Consider the following 16730-nt stretch of genomic DNA (forward strand, 5'->3'; position numbering starts at 1 on the left):
CGCCCGCCCCTGCCAAGGTGGGGCGCAAGTCCGCCGTCGCGTGGCGAGGACCTTCCCCAGGGCCGGGAGGCCAGCGGCGAGGGGGTGCGGGGGGCTCGACTCCCCCGTGAGACCAGCCTGAGCGCATAAGCGCGAAGACCTAGCCCTTACTCCCACTCTCGTCAGCGCCCTGGGCCATCGCCATGTCAGACGACACGCTCGCCGAGGCGACGGTCCACGGTTCGAACGCGTTCGATGAACCCATGTACCCGGATTACCGAATCATCCGCGGATGGATCACCTGGCCAGCGACCTCGCTGCCCCTGGTTGCGGGCCGGGCACGCATTGTCGTGGAACCAGGCTCAGGCACATTCGTGAAGGCAGGTCAAGTGTTCAGCACTGCCGGCGAATCAAGGTTAAACCGTCAACCTCCCACGGATTTCTGCCGAATATTGAGCGGCCCTAGGCCGCTTCGCTCACTGTCTCTTCGATTAGGCTTAACCGGGGTGTGCTGTTCGTTCCCGCTGTAAGCGCGCAGCGCGGATACCCGCTGCGCGTGTGGCCTCTGACAATCACACTGACGAAAGGTCCATTCGTGAACCCCCTTTTCCCGGACAACTACTACACGCCCGTTATCGGACTCGTCATCTTCCTCGTCACCCTGTTCGTCATCGGCAAACTGCTCGTACCACGCTTGCAGAAGACGTTAGCCGAGCGGGCCGACGCGATTGACGGCGGAATCATGAGGGCGGAGAAGGCCCAAGCCGAGGTCCGGAATCTGGAGCGGCAATACCATGAGCAGTTGGAGGAGGCTCGGCGCGACGCGGCGCTGCTGCGGCAGGAGGCACGCGAGCAGGGCGCCCAAATCAGGGCCGAGCTCCGCGCGCAGTCCCAGGCACAGGCTCGCCACCTCATCGCTATGGCGCACGCCCAGATCGAGGCCGACAGACAGGCGGCGTTCGCTCAAATCCGCACGGAGATTGGCCGTCTGTCGACCGACTTAGCGAGCCGCATCATTGGGGAGTCATTGGAGGAAGATGTGCGGCATAGCGGCATCGTGGAGCGATTCCAAAACGAACTGGAGAACCGAACGGTCTCGTGAGGTAACGAGCTGACCGTTGGCCAAGATGTCGGCATGAATGGCTTACTACCGCTAATTTCCCAGCGGCAATTTTCGATCTTGACGGTTGTGGCAGACACTGAGACGGTATCGCCACGGACGGTCACCATCCCCTGGTATCCGCCTCCGTGGACGGTCGGCTAGCCATGCTGAGGATCACCACCCCGCGAACCACGATCAGCGGTAACCCTGATCCAGGCCAGCCGGACACCACCTCGCTGACCAGAGGTCCTAGCCCGGGCCACCGACAAGGAGAGCCACCACCCTCAGCGCCGCTGTCGCCTTCAGCCGAGCCACCGCCCTCAGCGCCGCTGCCTTCTTCACCTGCCCCTGCCAAGGTGGGGCGCAAGCTCGGATAAAAGTCAGCCCTCGCGCAGCGAGGGCCTTCCCCAGGGGGACCGGGGGTCGGGAGGCCGCCGGCGAGGGGGTGCGGGGGAGCTCGGCTCCACCGTGAGACCAGCCTGAGCGCGTAAGCGCGAAGACCTAGCCCTTACTCCCACTCAATCGTGCCCGGAGGCTTGCTGGTGACGTCGACGACGACCCGGTTGACCTCTCGGACCTCGTTGGTGATTCGGGTGGAGATGCGGGACAGGACGTCGTACGGGACCCTGGCCCAGTCTGCCGTCATCGCGTCTTCCGACGTTACCGGGCGCAGGACCACCGGGTGGCCGTAGGTGCGGCCGTCTCCCTGGACTCCTACCGAGCGGACGTCGGCCAGGAGTACTACCGGGCACTGCCAGATCTCCCGGTCCAGGCCCGCTCGGGACAGTTCCTCGCGGGCGATGGCGTCGGCTTCGCGGAGGATGTCCAGGCGGTCCCTGGTTACCGCGCCGATGATGCGGATGCCCAGGCCGGGGCCCGGGAACGGCTGCCGCCATACCATCGCCGCGGGGAGGCCGAGTTCTTCGCCGGCCCGCCGTACCTCGTCCTTGAACAGGGTGCGCAGTGGTTCTACCAGCTGGAACTGCAGGTCTTCCGGCAGGCCGCCGACGTTGTGGTGGGATTTGATGTTGGCTGTGCCGGTGCCGCCGCCGGATTCCACCACATCCGGATAAAGCGTCCCCTGGACCAGGAAGTCGACGGGGCCATCGGCCAGGATGGCGCGCTGCTCGTCCTCGAAGACGCGGATGAACTCGCGGCCGATGATCTTCCGCTTCTCCTCCGGGTCCGTCACGCCGTCGAGGGCCTTCAGGAAACGGTCGGCGGCTTCGACCACGCGCAGCTTGACGCCGGTGACGGCCACGAAGTCGCGTTCGACCTGCTCGGCCTCGCCCTTGCGCAGGAGGCCGTGGTCGACGAAGACGCAGGTGAGGCGGTCGCCGATGGCGCGCTGGACGATGGCGGCGGCCACGGCGGAGTCAACGCCGCCGGACAGCGCGCAGATGGCGCGGCCGTCGCCCACCTGGCGGCGGACGGCCTCGACGGCGTCCTCGACGATGTTGAGCATGGTCCAGCTCGGGCGGCAGCCGGCGGCGTCGAGGAAGTGCTTGAGTACGGCCTGGCCGTGCTCGGAGTGGAGGACCTCGGGGTGGAACTGCACGCCGTACAGGCTGCGGGAGGTGTCTTCGAAGGCGGCGACCGGGGTCTCGGAGGTGGAGGCGGTGACGATGAATCCGGCGGGCGCCGCGGCGACGCTGTCGCCGTGGGACATCCACACCTTCTGCTTGTCGGGCAGGCCCGCGAACAGCTTGCCTTCGGCCAGCACGTCCAGGGCGGTGCCGCCGTATTCGGCCACGCCGGTGCGGGCGACCTCGCCGCCGAGGGCGCGGGCCATGGCCTGGAAGCCGTAGCAGATGCCGAAGGTGGGGACGCCGGTCTCGAAGAGGCCGTCGGGCACCTCGGGGGCGCCTTCGGCGTACACCGAGGACGGGCCGCCGGACAGGATGATCGCCTTCGGGTTCTTGGCCAGCATCTCCTCGACAGGCATCGTCGAGGGGACGATTTCCGAGTAGACGTGGCATTCGCGGACGCGCCTGGCGATGAGCTGCGCATACTGCGCACCGAAGTCGACCACGAGCACAGTGTCGAACTCAGACACGAGACAGACCCTCCCAAGGCAAATGCGGTGCCCACAGTGTATCGGCACCGTCCTCAAGAGCAGTTGTGGATCACTCGTAGTCAGGCAGCTTCGGCAGGCCGCCGTCGAGCAGGGCCTCGACCTGCTCACGCAGGCCCTTGGCGTACTCGGGGTGAGTGAGCAGCAGGAACCGCTCCTCGCGGATGGCCACCACGACCTGGCGGGCCACCTCGCCGGGGTCGATGCCCTTCTCCACGATGGACTCGATGATGGCCTGGGCCCGGCGGTCGTCGCGGGTGCGGCCGACGACGAGGTCGGCCGGCCGTACGCGCTCGGAATCGTCGATGCGGGTGCGCACGCCGCCGGGGCACAGGGCGGTGACCTTGAGCTTGGCGCCGGTCAGCGCGAGGTCCTGGGCCAGGGTCTGCGAGGCGGCGAGCGCCGCGTACTTGCTGACGCCGTATCCACCCATGTACGGCGTGGCGAACAGGCCGGCGACCGAGACGGTGTTGACGATGTGGCCTTCGGTGTCCTGTTCGATCATGCGGGGGACGAAGGACTGGATGCCGTGGAGCACGCCCCACAGGTTGACGCCGAGCAGCCAGGTGAAGTCCTCGGGGGTGCGGGTCCAGATGTGGCCGCCCTGGAAGACTCCGGCGTTGTTGCACAGCACGTGGACGGCGCCCAGTTCGCCGAAGGTGCGCGCGGCCAGGTGCTGGACGGCGGCGGCGTCGGAGACGTCGGTGATCTGCGTGAGCACCCGCGCGGGCCGGGCCAGGGCGGCGGTCTCGGCCAGACCGCTGGGGTCCACGTCGGCGAGCATGAGGTGCATGCCCTCGTCCGCGAACCGGAGCGCCAGGGCGCGGCCGATGCCGCTCGCCGCGCCGGTGACCACTGCGACCTTGCCGGAGAACTCCCGCACACCAGCCTCCCGAGCGCTCGCTTGGTACCCAGAAAACGGTATCAGAGGGGATGGCTCACCCAGATGTTCGGTTCCACGTATACCGCGTGATTGTGCGCCACATCCACGTGTACCGGCACGAGCGCTCCGGGCACCTCGACGGCGCCGCCGACGTCGAAGGGGAGGCCGGTCCACTCCCGCCATTCGCCCAGCGTGCCGGAGATCGTCATCGAGCGGGTGGCCACCTTCACCACCCTCCCGCCGGCCCGGGCATGCACCCGCAGCCAGGCATCGTACGGCAGGCCGTCCTGACGGGTGCGGAAGGCGTACTCCTCGGCGGACGTGCGGGGTTCCAGGTGCTTCTGGTTGGGCCGGACCGGCGCGACCAGTTCGCCGAAGCCCAACTCCTTGGCATGGGCCCGCATGGCCGCGATCATGTGGGCCGACAGGCCGTTGCCGAGCATGTCCTTCCTGATCGAGACCTCCAGGGCGGAGATGGCGTCCGGCTCGGTTCCCCGCTGCCGGGCCAGCCAGCCGCGCCGGATCACCGCGTCCCAGCCGTCCTCGGGCAGTTCGCCGTCGTCGCGCGAGATGAAGGGGATCATGCAGGCGCGGGCCACCTGGTCGCCCCGATCGTCGGTGGCCACGAGCACGTAGTCGGCGTACTGGCTGGTCGCGACCGCGTAGAAGAGGTCGGCGATCGGGTCGTTGAACATGAACTCCGGCCAGGCGGTGTCCATGTCCCACAACGTGTCGGCGAGTTCCGGACGGTCGGCAAGAGTGGTGATCCGCAAGGACATGGCGGACATTCTCACACCTCGGATGGACGCTGCACCGCCTGTTTCTCGGTCTTGAAGATCAGGGTGGTCTGGAGATGGACGATTTCCGGCCGGACCAGAAACTGATCCAGCACGAGCCGGTGCAGGCTGGTGGCATCGGCGACCGCGACGTGGACGAGGAAGTCCTCGGGCCCCGCGACGTGGAAGAGCGTGATGGTCTCCGGCAGCGCGAGGACGATGCGGCGCAACGGGTCGGCGATCGTGGAGGTGTGCGGGCGGACCCGCAGGGACAGCAGCGCCTGCAGCGGCCGGCCGAGCCGGGCGATGTCCACGTCGGCGCGGAAGGCGGAGATCACGCCCCGGCGGCGCAGCGCGCGCACGCGTTCGAGGGCGGTGGAGGGGGCGACCCCGAGTTTGTCGGCGAGGTCCTTGTTGGGCAGCCGGGCGTCGTTCTGCAGCTCGGCCAGAATGGCCAGGTCGATCGAATCCAGTTCGGCCGATAGGGGCAATGCTTCCTTCATGTTCGGTGAATCTAGTCAGGCGCCTGGCTTATCGCCGATATTCCGTGCATGTGGAACATTGAGGATTTCACCACGGCGGCCGGCATCACGGTCGGCGAGCTCGCCGCGTACGTCGGCGAGAGCCAGCTCGGCGACGTCCCCGTGATCCGGCGCCGCCCGCCCGGCGAGCTGGCCCGCGAGCTCCGGCTGGCGGAGTTGATCCGGAAGGGCGGGATGACCGCCGGGACGTACCGGGATTTCCTGCACGCCTTCCTCAATGAGGGCACCCGGCTGCACCACCCCGCCTTTCTCGCCCACCAGACCGCCTCACCCGACTTCCCTGCCGCGCTGGCCGACTTCATCCACGGCGCCACGAACAATTCCATGGCCATCTACGAGATGGGCGCGGCGGCGGCCACGGTGGAGTTCGAGGTGGTGCGGTGGATGCTGGAGAAGGTGGGCCTCCCGCGGGGCGCCGGGGTGCTCACCCACGGCGGTTCCCTGGCGAACCTGACCGCGCTGCTGGCCGCCCGCGCGCACGCCGCGCCCGGGGCGTGGACGGATGGGACACCCGGCGACCTGGTGATCCTGGCGCCGCCGTCCGCGCACTACTCGGTCTCCCGGGCCGCCTCCATCATGGGCCTGGGCCAGAAGGCGATCGTGGAGCTGCCGACGGACGAGCTGGGCCGCCTCGATGTCACGAAATTTCCGGACTTCTGGGGCCCCACCTCCGTGGGCGGGCCCTTGGAGAGGGCAAGCGCCTCCGTGGGCGGGCCCTTGGAGAGGGCAGGCGCCTCCGGTGACCGGCCGGCCGAGGGGGTGGGCGGCTCGTCGCGCTTGGCGGGCAGGCCGATCGCCCTTGTGGCCTCCGCCTGTGCGACCGGCACCGGGCTCCACGACGACCTGCGCGCCGTCGGCCAATGGTGCCGCGAGCGCGGCATCTGGTTCCACGTGGACGCCGCCCACGGCGCCTCCGCGCTGCTCAGCCCGGCCCACCGGCACCTGCTCGACGGCATCGACCTGGCCGACTCCGTCGTCTGGGACGCGCACAAGATGCTCCGCACCTCGTCCCTGTCGGCCGCCGTGCTCGTGCGCCGCGAAGGCGCCCTGGATGCCGCCTTCCGCCAGGACGCCGGCTACATCTTCTACGGCGACCAGGCCCTGGACCTGATCGGCAGAACCGTCGAATGCACCAAGTCCGAACTCGGCCTGAAGATCTTCCTGAACCTGGCCTGGCGCGGCGAAAAGGGCCTGGGCGACTACGTGGCCGCCCGCTACGCCACCGCCCATCGCTTCTGGGAGCTGGCGAGCAGGCGGCCCGGCTTCGCCCTGCCGTACGAGCCCGAGAGCAACATCGTCTGCTTCCGGTACGGCACGGCCGACCAGGCCGCGATCCGCGAGCGCATGATGGCCGACGGCAGCTTCTACCTGTCCTCGACCCTGCTGAACGGGGTGCGCCACCTCCGCGTGACCGTGATGAGCCCGGCCACCGACGACAAGCACCTGGAGCTGCTCCTGGACGAGATCGTCAGATCCACCCCTCCAGACCCGTCATGAACTCCTCGAACAGGTGCCGGTGGATGGTGTGCTCGGCCCCCTTGACCACGCGCACCTCGAATCCCAGCCGGACCAGTTCCTCCTGAAAGGCGGGCGGCACCAGGAACGACGGGTCGGCCACCTGCACCAGCGACGGTACGGCGACCGGCGGCGTCAGGTCGGCGCCCGCCGACTTGCCGAGCGACAGCGCGGTGCGCGGGTCCCAGAGCTTGAGCATCTCGACCTCGACGGCCACCTCCTCGGCGGAGAAGCCGGGGTGCATGGCGACGATCTGCTCTGCGGTCAGCCCGGCGGCACGGGCCATCAGGTCGGTCATGGGTTCGCCGGTGTCGAGCACGGGCAGGCGGAAGGCGGGGTCGGAGTAGACGGCGCGGCGGGGCCGGAGGCGTTCGACGGCGCGGCCGAGGGTGAGGCCGCCGAGTGAGTGGCCGATGGCCAGGTCGGGTTCCGGCGGGACCGATTCGAGCACGGAGGCGGCCAGAAGCTCGGGCGTGTAGTCGTCGGCGCGCGGGCTGCCGCCGTGCCCCGGCAGGTCTGCGGCGATGACGCGGTAGCCGCGCTCGGCCAGTGCGGGACCGACTCTCCACCAGCACTGGGAGTCGGCCATGATGCCGTGGATGAGGACGGCGACCCGGTCGCCCGAGCCCCATTCCCTGGTGTGCAGCTGCATACTCGCCTCACGTGGAAGTTATACGTATAAGCGCTTGATAGCATCCCATCGATGGACGGGACAAGACTGTGACCGAAAACACCGCACCACGGCCGCCGACCAGCGTGGACGTGGCCCGCGCCGCAGGAGTATCCCAGGCCACGGTCTCCTACGTGCTCAACGACAACCCCAACGCCAGGGTGAGTGAGGAGACCAGGCAGCGCGTGCGCGACGCGGCCGCCCGGCTGGGGTACGTCCCCGACGCCAGCGCCCGCACGCTGCGCACCGGCCGCAGCGGCATCGTGCTGGTCCCGCTCTCCCCCGCCCGGACCGGCGGGCTGGTCCGCGATCTGCTGGACGACATGGGCGAGGAGCTCCGGCCGCGCGGCTACACCCTGGTCCAGTACGGCGAGCGCCACCTCAAGGGCGTGGCCGCGGCCAAGGTCTGGGCGGCGCTGCGCCCGTCGGCGATCATCGTCGAGGCCGACCGGCTCACCAGGGCCTCGGTCGACCTGCTCCGCGCCTCCGGCACCCACACCGTGATCGGCTTCGCCGACGCCCCGTCGCCATTGGTGCCCACGGTCGTCATGGACCACGAGGCCGTGGGCGCCTGCGCCGCCCGCCACCTGCTGGAGCGCGGCCGGCGGCGGCTGGCGGCGGTGGTCCCCCGCGAGGAGGTCGTCGACGCGATGGGCCTGGGCCGCCTGCGCGGCGTGCGCCAGGTGGCGCCGGAGGCCGAACGCATCGACCTGGCCTTCACCGAGGAGGCCGCCCGCACGGTCGCGACCAGGGGCGACCTGCCCGACGGCGTCTTCGCCTACAACGACGAGTACGCGCTGCTGCTGATGAGCGCGCTGCAGGATGCCGGGATCCGGGTTCCCGAGGACGTGGCGATCGTCGGCGCCGACGACCTGCTGCTCGCCTCGCTGGTGCGCCCGAGGCTGACCAGCGTGCACTTCGACACCACGGCCACCCCGGCGGGCATGGCCGCCTACATCGACGCGGTGGTGCGGGGCGAGCGCGCCGCCGAGCCCGGCTCGGTGCTCAGCAGGTACGGCCCGCGCCTGGTGGTCCGGTCCAGCTCGTAACAACTTGGCCGCGTGTCTTGTCACGTGGGAGTCGGCGACCTACAGTCCAGAGCAATCGTCGGTGATACGTATCACCACAGCTGAAAGGTCCTGATCCCATGGCTCAACTCCAGGACGACGCCACCAAGGTAGTCGAGGATCGCGGATTCCGTCTCGGCCCGCTGTATCTCACCCTCCCCCTCGCCAACGTCGCGGTCATGTTCTTGTGGGTAGGCGTGGGGGCGTTCCTGCTCCCCCGCCACGTTCAGCTGATCACCGGCACCAACGACGTGGCCGCGCTCGGCCTGGCCAACTCCATCGGCCCGCTCATGGCCACGATCGCCAACCCCGTCTTCGGCCAGATCTCCGACCGGACCCGCTCCCGGTTCGGCCGCCGCTCCCCCTGGATCCTCGGCTGCGTGGCCATCGGCGTCCTGGCCCTGCTCGCCCAGGCGAACGCCGCCAGCGTGCTCATGCTCGGCATCAGCTGGGCCGGCGTCCAGCTCATCATGAACGGCTACCAGGCGGCGATCACCGCCATCCTGCCCGACCGGGTCCCCGACCGCCGCTACGGCACCTTCTCGGCGTTGTTCGGCCTCGGCACCCCGCTGGCCACGATCGGCGCCGCGATCATGTTCATGACCATGCCGCAACTGGCCGACGGCGGCGCCTACTACGTGGTGATGGCCGTCCTGGCCGCGGCCGCCCTGCTCATCGTCTTCGCCAGCCCCGACCGCGACTCCACCGGCCTGCCGCGCCAGCCGTTCCACCTCGGCGCCTTCCTGACCGCGTTCGTGCGTCCGCTGCGCCACCGGGACTTCTTCTGGGCCTTCGCCGGCCGCTTCGGTCTCATGCTCGGCTACATGATGATCTTCACCTTCAACCTCTTCCTGCTCGAGGACTTCATCAAGATCCCCAAGGGTGAGGTCGTCGCCAAGATGGGCCTGCTCATGCTGGTCGGCCAGGTCGCGACCTTCCTCGCGGTGATCCTGGTCGGCCCGCTGTCGGACAAGGTGGCCCGATTTCGGCTCTTCGCCCTCATCTCCGGCCTGGCCTCGGCGGTCACGCTGGCCATCCCGCTGGTCATGCCGACCTTCGAGGGCATGCTCGTCTACAACGTCCTGCACGGCATCGCCTTCGGCATCTTCATGGCCGTGGACATGGCGCTGGTGACCAAGGTCCTGCCGAACAAGGAAGAGGTGGGCAAGGACATGGGCGTGCTCAACATCGCCAACGCCGGCCCGCAGATCGCCGCCCCGGCCATCGCCGCGTTCCTGGTGACCGCGGGCGGCTACACCACCCTCTTCCTGACCGGCATCGCGGTGTCGCTGATCGCGTCGCTGGCCGTACTGAAGATCAGAGGGGTGCGCTAGCGGATGCTCCTGATGGGCAGTACGGCCAGCGCGCCGACGAGCGAGATGCAGACACCCGCGACGAACAAGGCCGCGTAGCCGCCGAAGGCCGTGATGACGAGAGAGGCGAGCGCCGGCGCCGCGATCTGCGGGCCGGCGTTCGCGATGTTGAGTATCCCCATGTCGCGGGCGGCGTCACCCTGGCTGGGCAGCACCAGGGTGACGATGGCGATGTCCACCGCGCCGTAGACGCCGAAGGCGGCGCCGTGGACCACGCCGTAGACGATCATCGCCGGCCACGTGGGGGCGAACAGCGGGATCAGCATCGCCAGCGCGGCCACCACGCCGGCGACGACCACGAACGCCTTGCGGCGGTCCATCCGGTCGGAGAGCGGGCCAGCGATGATCATGGCGATGGCGCCGGTGACCACGGAGGTCACGGTCAGCAGCGCCACGGCGGTGGCCGGGGCCAGGCCGGCGGGCAGCTTGATGTAGTCGGTGAAGATGAACAGCGTGTACAGGAAGATCATGAAGTAGCCGAGCATGAACGTCGCGCGGCCCAGGAAGACCCACAGGAAGTCGTGGTGCCCGAGCGCGGAGACGAAGTCGGCCAGTTGCCGCCCCAGGCCGCCGCTCCGCCGTACGGACGTGTCGTACTCGCCGGGCCGCGGGTCGTGCGTGGACAGCGTGACGACGATCGCCCCGGCCACCACCGCGGCGCCGAAGATCAGGTAGCCGAGCGGGATGTCGGTGACGAAGGCCGCCGCCACGACGGAACCGAGGATGAGTCCGGCGTTGGTGGCCAGGCCCACGACGGCCGAGGCGGTGCCCCTGCGGTTCTCCGGGACCCGGTCGGGCACGATCGCGGTCAGCGCGGCCTGGTAGAGGTTCATCACGGACTGGCCCGCGCACCAGGCCAGCAGCACGAGCAGCACCGAGTCGGCCTGGCCGAGCAGCGCCATCGCGCCCAGGGCGGCCAGCGCGCCGCCGATCATCCACGGGTTGCGGCGGCCGAAGCGGGAGCGGGTGCGGTCGGACAGCGTGCCGCCGATCGGGTTGAACACGGTGGCGAAGATCGCGCTGACGCCAGCGACCAGGCCGACGTTGGCGACCTTGTTGGCCGGGTCGATCTCGGCGAGATGGCTCTGGATGAGGATGCCGGCCACGCCCACGTACAGGGCGAGCATCACGGTGTTGCCGAAGAACAGGGCGGTGAGCAGCCTCGGCAGGGAGTCGTGCGCGGTCTTGGCGACGGTCATGCGGGCACCTCGCGGCCTCGCCCCACGTGGGGTTGTTATACGTATAAGCGGTTGATAACATCGCCTGCCCGCGCTGGCAAGATAGCGTCGGGCCCATGAACGAACTCGATGCCAGGATCCGTGCCGTCATCGATCTGAACGTGGCCGAGGCCCGCGAATACGGCGGCCGCCACGAATACGACGGCCGCATCCAGGACCTCTCCCCCGAAGGCGTTCGATCCGGCCTGTCCCGTCTGGGCGAGGGAACTCCGCCCGCCGACCCCTACGACGCCGACCACCTGACGGTCTTCGAGGCCGGGCTGCGCGTGCAGTTCGGCGAGCTGGAGCTGTACCGCCGCAACCCGTTGTTCCACCTGTCCAACCTGGATCTCGCCTGCTACGACCGCGACTACGCGCCCGCGGAGGAACGGGCCGCCGCCAAGGCCGCGCACCTGAAGCTCTGGCCCGAGGCCGTGCGGCACGCGATCGCCGCGCTCGACCAGGTCAGCGCCCCGACGGCGGCCACGGTCGCCCAGGCGGCCAAGGGCCTGGCCGCGGGCGTGCACGACCCCGGCGCCCTGGAGGCCCACCGGCTGCTGGTCGCCCACATCGAGCGGGCCGCCGCGGTCGGCGACCCCGACGCCTCGCTGGGCGGCCCGGCGCTGGCCAGGCTCATGGGCGCCGGAGAAGGTCTCGAGGTCGATCTCGGCCGGCTGGCCGAGCGCGCCGACGCCGAACGCGACCGCCTGTCCGCGCTGCTGGCCGAGGCCGTGGCCAAGCTGGGCCGCCCGGGCCGGCCGCTGGACGTGGCGCGGGAGCTGGTCAAGCAGCATCCCGACGCCGACGGGGTGCTGGAGGCCGCCAGGGTCGGCACGGAGAAGGCCATCGCGTTCACCCGTGAGAAGGACCTGGTGCCCTACCACGACGGCGAGTGCCTGGTCGGCCTGGCCCCCGAGTCTCGCCGCTGGGCGATGGCGATGCTGAGCTGGAACGCCCCGGGCGAGCCCGAGGGTCCCTCGTGGTACCACATCACCCCGCCCGACCCCTCGTGGCCGATCGAGGAGCAGGAGGAGTGGCTGGAGATCTTCAGCGACACCACGCTGCCCGCGATCAACGTGCACGAGGTCGCGCCCGGCCACTTCTCCCACGGGCGGGCGCTGCGCCACGTGAACGGGGACGTGCGCAGGCTGCTGCAGTCGGTGTCGTTCATCGAGGGCTGGGCCCACTACGCCGAGGAGCTCTGCGTCGAGGAGGGCTTCGAGGCCGGCGACCCGCGCTTCGAGATCGGCGTCTGGCTGGAGGCGCTGCTGCGGGTGACCCGGCTGGCCTGCGCGATCGGCGTGCACACCGGGCAGATGACGGTCGAGGAGGGCGCCCGCCGCTTCGCGGCCGACACCCACCTCTCCGGTCCCGGCGCCCTGTCGGAGGCCCGCCGGGCCACCATCGACCCCACCTATGGGCGCTACACGTGGGGCAAGTTGATGATCATGGATCTGCGTGAGCGGGCGCGCAAGGAGTGGGGCTCCGGCTTCACGCTGCAGCGCTTCCACAAGGCCATGCTCGACCTCGGCTCCCCGCCGCTGGGCCTGCTCCACACGATCCTGTAGCTCAGCCGACGTCCACGTGCTCGCCGGGCGTGAGCACGTGGACGCTGCCGTGCTCGGCGAACGGCTCGGCCAGCGTCTCACGGCCCTGGGTGAAGTGGGTCCAGTGCTCGAAGTGCAGCGGCACCACGTGCCCGGCGCCCAGGATGCGGGCGGCCTCGGCGGCGTCGCGGCTGTTGAGCGTGAGGTCGGCGCCGGGGATCAGCGGCGTCCGCGCGGCGCCGGCGAACAGCAGTGCCACGTCCACCTGGCCGATCCGGCCGGCGATCTCCCTGACGACGTCGAGCGAGGCGTTGTCGCCGCTGACGTAGACCGTGGGCAGGCCGTCACCGCGCAGCACGAACCCGGTGACCTCGCCGACCAGGTGCTCGGTGCCGGGCGGCCCGTGCACGGCGGGGACACCGGTGATCGTCAGCGGGCCCAGCTCGGTCTCGGCCCAGTTGGGCAGCGCCCGCACGCCGATGCGATCGGCCGCGCTCTGCGTGGACAGCACCAGCGGGACCGAGGCCAGCATCTCCCGCCCGGAGGTGTCGAGGTTGTCGGGGTGCTGGTCGTGGGAGAGCAGGACGGCGTCGATCGGCCCGATCTCGTCCAGGGCCACGCCGGGGCCGGACGTCTTGGTCAGCCCGCTGCCGACCGGGTAGTGACCCGGCTCGTCGAAGGTCGGGTCGGTCAGAAGCCGCAGCCCGCCGAGTTCCAGGATCGCCGTCGGACCGCTCACGTATCGGATGCGCATGGTCTCTTATGACCCTTCCGGTCTCGGTGATATTCCGTAGAGACGCAACGCGGCAGGCGCTGTGTCCGGAACCACCGGACTCCGCGGCGCGACGGGCGCCAGCCGTACATAGGGCATACCCAGCGGGGGGCGGGGATCCTCGTCACCGGCGTTGGGCCAGAGCGAGATCGCCCGCTCGGCCTGCGCGGTGATCGTGAGCGACGGGTTCACGCCGGGGTTGGCGGATATGGCGGAGCCGTCGATCACGTGCAGGCCCGCGTAGCCGTGGACCCGGTGGTAGGCGTCGATGACGCCTTCCTCCGCCGAGGGGCCGATCGCGCAGCCGCCCAGGAAGTGCGCGGTCGCCGGGATGTCGAACAGGTCCAGCCAGGAGCCGCCCGGCATGCCGCCGATCTCCTCGGCCGCGTGCCGTACCGCCTCGTGGCCGGCGGGGATCCACGTCGGGTTGGGCGCGCCGTGCCCGGGCGCCGCGCGCAGGCCCCAGCGGGTGCGCGTGACCGTGATCGAGTTGTCCTTGGCCTGCATGACCAGGGCGATGAGGGTGCGCTCCGACCAGCGGCGCAGGTTGAGCAGGCGCAGCGCCTTCAACGGCTGGGCGGCCAGTTCGCGGCCGAAGGCGCGCCACCGGTTCTGGCCGCCGTCGATGAGCAGCGTGCGCAGCAGGGCCATGGCGTTGGAGCCGTTGCCGTAGCGCACCGGCTCGATGTGGGTCTCGGCGTCGGGGTGGATCGAGGAGGTGATCGCCACGCCGCCGTTGAGCTTCTCGCCGTGCGTCTCCAGGCGTTCGAAGCCGAGGAGGGCCTCGGAGTTCGTTCTGGTCAGGACGCCCAGCCGGGGTGAGATGCGGGGGAGAGTCCCGGTGTCGCGGAGTTTGTGCAGCAGCCGCTGGGTGCCGTAGGTGCCGGCCGCGAAGATCACCTGCCGGGCGGTGAAGGTACGGCGCCGCCGTACCGAACCCGTCTTGCGGACCTCCACCGCGTAACCGCCTGAAGGGCGGGGACGGATGGAGGTGACCGTGCACTCCGGGTAGACGCGGGCGCCGGCCTTCTCGGCCAGGAACAGGTAGTTCTCGGTGAGCATGTTCTTGGCGCCGTGGCGGCAGCCGGTCATGCACTCGCCGCATTCGATGCAGCCGTTGCGGCTCGGGCCCGCGCCGCCGAAGTAGGGGTCCACGCCGTCGGCGCCGAAGTAGACGCCCACCGGGGCCAGGCGGAAGGTCTCGCCCACGCCCATCCGGTCGGCGACCTTCTTCATGATCTCGTCGGCGCGGGTGGCGGTCGGGTTCGTCACCGCACCGAGCATGCGTTTGGCCTGGTCGTAGTGGGGCGCGAGCTCGGCCTTCCAGTCGGTGATCGCCGACCACTGGGGATCGGCGAAGAACGGGTCGAGCGGCTCGTAGAGGGTGTTGGCGTACACCAGCGAGCCGCCGCCCACCCCTGCCCCGGCCAGCACCATCACCCGGGTGCCGCGGTCGCCGCCGAGCACGTGGATGCGCTGGATGCCCTTGAGCCCGAGCCAGGGCGCCCACAGGAAGTCGCGCGCCCGCCAGGACGTCCTGGGCAGGGTGGCCCGGCCGAAGCGGCGCCCGGCCTCCAGGACGCCGACCTCGTACCCCTTCTCGGTCAGGCGCAGCGCGCTGACGCTGCCGCCGAAGCCGGAGCCGATGACCAGGACGTCGAAGTCGCTCATGTGAGGCGCAGCCTCCGCATGGTCTTGAGCGCGGCGGCCATGACCTCGGCCCAGGTGTCGTTGGCCAGGCCGAAGGGCGCCTCGAAGCCCAGCAGGGTGCTCTGGGAGGCGACGGTCTGCACCTCGGTGTAGCGCAGCAGGCCCTCGGCGCCGTGCCTGCGGCCGAGGCCGGAGGACTTCATGCCGCCCATGGGCGCGTCGTAGGAGGCGTAGGCGGCGGCGTACCCCTCGTTGACGTTGACCGTCCCGGCTCGGAGCCGGGTGGCCACGGCCCGGCCGCGGGCGGGGTCGCGGGTCCAGACGGAGGCGTTGAGGCCGTAGACGGTGTCGTTGGCCAAGGCGATGGCCTGCTCGTCGGTGGCGTAGGGGTACAGGGCGACGACCGGGCCGAACGTCTCGTTGCGGCACAGGTCCATGGTCTCGGTGACGCCGGTGAGGATCGTCGGCTCGTAGAAGAACGGGCCCAGGTCGGGGCGGGCCTTGCCGCCGGTCAGCACGGTGGCGCCCTTGGCGACGGCGTCGTCCACGTGCGCGCTGACCGCGTCGAGCTGGCGCCGCGAGGTGAGCGAGCCCATCTGCACCGACCAGTCGAAGCCGGCGCCGAGCTTCAGGTTCCTGGCCTGCTTGGCGAAGCGCTCGGCGAAGTCGTCGAAGCGCGACTCGTGCACGTAGAGCCGCTCGATGGACAGGCAGAGCTGGCCGGCGTTGGTGAAGGCGGCCCGGACGGCGCCGTGGGCGGCCACGTCGAGGTCGGCGTCGTCCAGCACGATCATCGGGTTCTTGCCGCCGAGCTCGAGGGAGCAGCCGATGAGCCGCTTGGCCGCCTCTTCGGCGATCTTGCGGCCGCCCCGGGTGGAGCCGGTGAAGGCCACGTAGTCGGCGCCGTCGAGCAGCGCGTCGCCGATGTCCTCCGGGTCGCCGACGACCACCTGCCAGATCTCGCGCGGCATGCCCAGCTCGGCCAGCAGGTCCACGGTCCACATGGTCGACAGCGCGGTCTGGGTGTCGGGCTTGTGCACGAGCGCGTTGCCGGCCAGCAGCGCGGGCGCCGCGTCGGTCACGCCCAGCGACAGGGGGTAGTTCCACGGGGTGATCAGGGCGACGACGCCTTTGGGCTGGCGTACCTCGGTGACCTGGGTGGCCAAGGGGAAGATCCCCTTGCGGCCCTTGGGCGCGAGCAGGCGGGCGGCCCGGCGGGCGTAGTACAGGGCGCAGCCGGCCACGTCGAGCACCTCTTCGAAGGCGTGCTTCCTGGCCTTGCCGGTCTCGTTCTGCACGATGTCGAGGATCTCGTCGCGACGGTTGAGGATCTCGTCGTGCAGGCGCAGGAAGGGCCGGGCCCGCTCGGCGGGCGGCACCGCCGCCCAGGACTCCTGCGCCTGTCTCGCCTTCTCGTAGGCGGCGCGCACGTGGTCGCTGTCGGAGATGGCCAGGTCGGCGATCGGCTCGCCGGTGAAGGGGGCGGTGATCTGCCGGGTCGCATGCATGACCGAATGATATTCCGTGGAGCTACTGGCCGGTAGTTTTGTTCTTTATCGCAAT

General features: G+C 70.1%; 14 protein-coding genes. 5 read left to right on the forward strand and 9 right to left on the reverse strand.

Annotated features, from left to right (window positions below):
• Window positions 1-556 precede the first annotated feature (556 nt).
• The gene (locus FVE25_RS38590) at window positions 557-1081 is read left to right on the forward strand and encodes a F0F1 ATP synthase subunit B (protein ID WP_219825838.1); all 525 of its coding nucleotides are present in this window, start codon (window positions 557-559) and stop codon (window positions 1079-1081) included.
• Between the two features lie 508 nt (window positions 1082-1589).
• On the opposite strand, the gene guaA is transcribed toward FVE25_RS38590, so the two are convergent.
• The 4 genes from guaA to FVE25_RS38610 form a co-directional block, all read right to left on the reverse strand.
• A complete protein-coding gene (guaA, locus tag FVE25_RS38595) occupies window positions 1590-3137 on the reverse strand; it encodes a glutamine-hydrolyzing GMP synthase (protein WP_157252445.1) in 1548 nt (515 codons plus the stop codon).
• 70 nt (window positions 3138-3207) lie between these two features.
• Window positions 3208-4038 carry an SDR family NAD(P)-dependent oxidoreductase gene (locus FVE25_RS38600; protein WP_157252446.1) on the reverse strand — a complete coding sequence of 277 codons (831 nt, stop codon included), beginning with the start codon at window positions 4036-4038 and terminating at the stop codon, window positions 3208-3210.
• Window positions 4039-4079: 41 nt separating this feature from the next.
• Window positions 4080-4817 carry an N-acetyltransferase gene (locus tag FVE25_RS38605; protein WP_181019867.1) on the reverse strand — a complete coding sequence of 246 codons (738 nt, stop codon included), beginning with the start codon at window positions 4815-4817 and terminating at the stop codon, window positions 4080-4082.
• 11 nt (window positions 4818-4828) lie between these two features.
• Complete coding sequence (locus tag FVE25_RS38610) at window positions 4829-5317, reverse strand: Lrp/AsnC family transcriptional regulator (protein ID WP_157252448.1); 489 nt, start codon at window positions 5315-5317, stop codon at window positions 4829-4831.
• A 48-nt stretch (window positions 5318-5365) separates the two neighbouring features.
• Between FVE25_RS38610 and FVE25_RS38615 the strand changes: the two genes are divergently transcribed.
• Window positions 5366-6853 carry a pyridoxal phosphate-dependent decarboxylase family protein gene (locus tag FVE25_RS38615; protein WP_157252449.1) on the forward strand — a complete coding sequence of 496 codons (1488 nt, stop codon included), beginning with the start codon at window positions 5366-5368 and terminating at the stop codon, window positions 6851-6853.
• Here the strand turns inward: FVE25_RS38615 and FVE25_RS38620 are convergent.
• A complete protein-coding gene (locus tag FVE25_RS38620; protein WP_157252450.1) occupies window positions 6825-7523 on the reverse strand; it encodes an alpha/beta fold hydrolase in 699 nt (232 codons plus the stop codon). The genes FVE25_RS38615 and FVE25_RS38620 overlap by 29 nt on opposite strands.
• 68 nt (window positions 7524-7591) lie before the next feature.
• Here FVE25_RS38620 and FVE25_RS38625 point away from each other — a divergent pair, with 68 nt between their 5' ends.
• On the forward strand, window positions 7592-8590 hold the full coding sequence (locus FVE25_RS38625; protein WP_157252451.1) for a LacI family DNA-binding transcriptional regulator: 999 nt from the start codon (window positions 7592-7594) through the stop codon (window positions 8588-8590).
• Between the two features lie 98 nt (window positions 8591-8688).
• On the forward strand, window positions 8689-9942 hold the full coding sequence (locus tag FVE25_RS38630) for an MFS transporter (protein ID WP_157252452.1): 1254 nt from the start codon (window positions 8689-8691) through the stop codon (window positions 9940-9942).
• On the opposite strand, the gene FVE25_RS38635 is transcribed toward FVE25_RS38630, so the two are convergent.
• Window positions 9939-11180, reverse strand: a complete 1242-nt coding sequence (locus tag FVE25_RS38635; RefSeq protein ID WP_219825835.1) for an MFS transporter — start codon at window positions 11178-11180, stop codon at window positions 9939-9941. The genes FVE25_RS38630 and FVE25_RS38635 overlap by 4 nt on opposite strands.
• A 95-nt stretch (window positions 11181-11275) precedes the next feature.
• Between FVE25_RS38635 and FVE25_RS38640 the strand changes: the two genes are divergently transcribed.
• Window positions 11276-12766, forward strand: a complete 1491-nt coding sequence (locus FVE25_RS38640) for a DUF885 family protein (protein ID WP_157252453.1) — start codon at window positions 11276-11278, stop codon at window positions 12764-12766.
• Window position 12767: 1 nt separating this feature from the next.
• Here FVE25_RS38640 and FVE25_RS38645 read toward each other — a convergent pair whose 3' ends face one another.
• Genes FVE25_RS38645 through FVE25_RS38655 form a run of 3 tightly spaced genes read right to left on the reverse strand, consistent with a single transcriptional unit; the run spans window position 12768 to window position 16675 of the window.
• Window positions 12768-13499, reverse strand: a complete 732-nt coding sequence (locus FVE25_RS38645) for an MBL fold metallo-hydrolase (protein ID WP_157252454.1) — start codon at window positions 13497-13499, stop codon at window positions 12768-12770.
• Between the two features lie 6 nt (window positions 13500-13505).
• The gene (locus FVE25_RS38650) at window positions 13506-15188 is read right to left on the reverse strand and encodes an FAD-dependent oxidoreductase (protein ID WP_157252455.1); all 1683 of its coding nucleotides are present in this window, start codon (window positions 15186-15188) and stop codon (window positions 13506-13508) included.
• A complete protein-coding gene (locus FVE25_RS38655; protein WP_157252456.1) occupies window positions 15185-16675 on the reverse strand; it encodes a succinic semialdehyde dehydrogenase in 1491 nt (496 codons plus the stop codon). The genes FVE25_RS38650 and FVE25_RS38655 overlap by 4 nt, the downstream gene beginning before the upstream one ends.
• Between the last annotated feature and the right edge of the window lie 55 nt (window positions 16676-16730).

Source organism: Nonomuraea typhae, assembly GCF_009760925.1.
Classification (GTDB): domain Bacteria; phylum Actinomycetota; class Actinomycetes; order Streptosporangiales; family Streptosporangiaceae; genus Nonomuraea; species Nonomuraea typhae.

Excerpts from the sequence above, each read along its gene's own strand:
- FVE25_RS38640 (WP_157252453.1), top strand. The coding sequence starts at position 11,276 with ATGAACGAACTCGATGCCAGGATCCGTGCCGTCATCGATCTGAACGTG.
- FVE25_RS38620 (WP_157252450.1), bottom strand. The coding sequence starts at position 7,523 with ATGCAGCTGCACACCAGGGAATGGGGCTCGGGCGACCGGGTCGCCGTC.
- FVE25_RS38635 (WP_219825835.1), bottom strand. The coding sequence starts at position 11,180 with ATGACCGTCGCCAAGACCGCGCACGACTCCCTGCCGAGGCTGCTCACC.
- FVE25_RS38645 (WP_157252454.1), bottom strand. The coding sequence starts at position 13,499 with ATGCGCATCCGATACGTGAGCGGTCCGACGGCGATCCTGGAACTCGGC.
- FVE25_RS38610 (WP_157252448.1), bottom strand. The coding sequence starts at position 5,317 with ATGAAGGAAGCATTGCCCCTATCGGCCGAACTGGATTCGATCGACCTG.
- FVE25_RS38655 (WP_157252456.1), bottom strand. The coding sequence starts at position 16,675 with ATGCATGCGACCCGGCAGATCACCGCCCCCTTCACCGGCGAGCCGATC.
- FVE25_RS38650 (WP_157252455.1), bottom strand. The coding sequence starts at position 15,188 with ATGAGCGACTTCGACGTCCTGGTCATCGGCTCCGGCTTCGGCGGCAGC.
- FVE25_RS38630 (WP_157252452.1), top strand. The coding sequence starts at position 8,689 with ATGGCTCAACTCCAGGACGACGCCACCAAGGTAGTCGAGGATCGCGGA.
- FVE25_RS38615 (WP_157252449.1), top strand. The coding sequence starts at position 5,366 with ATGTGGAACATTGAGGATTTCACCACGGCGGCCGGCATCACGGTCGGC.
- FVE25_RS38605 (WP_181019867.1), bottom strand. The coding sequence starts at position 4,817 with ATGTCCTTGCGGATCACCACTCTTGCCGACCGTCCGGAACTCGCCGAC.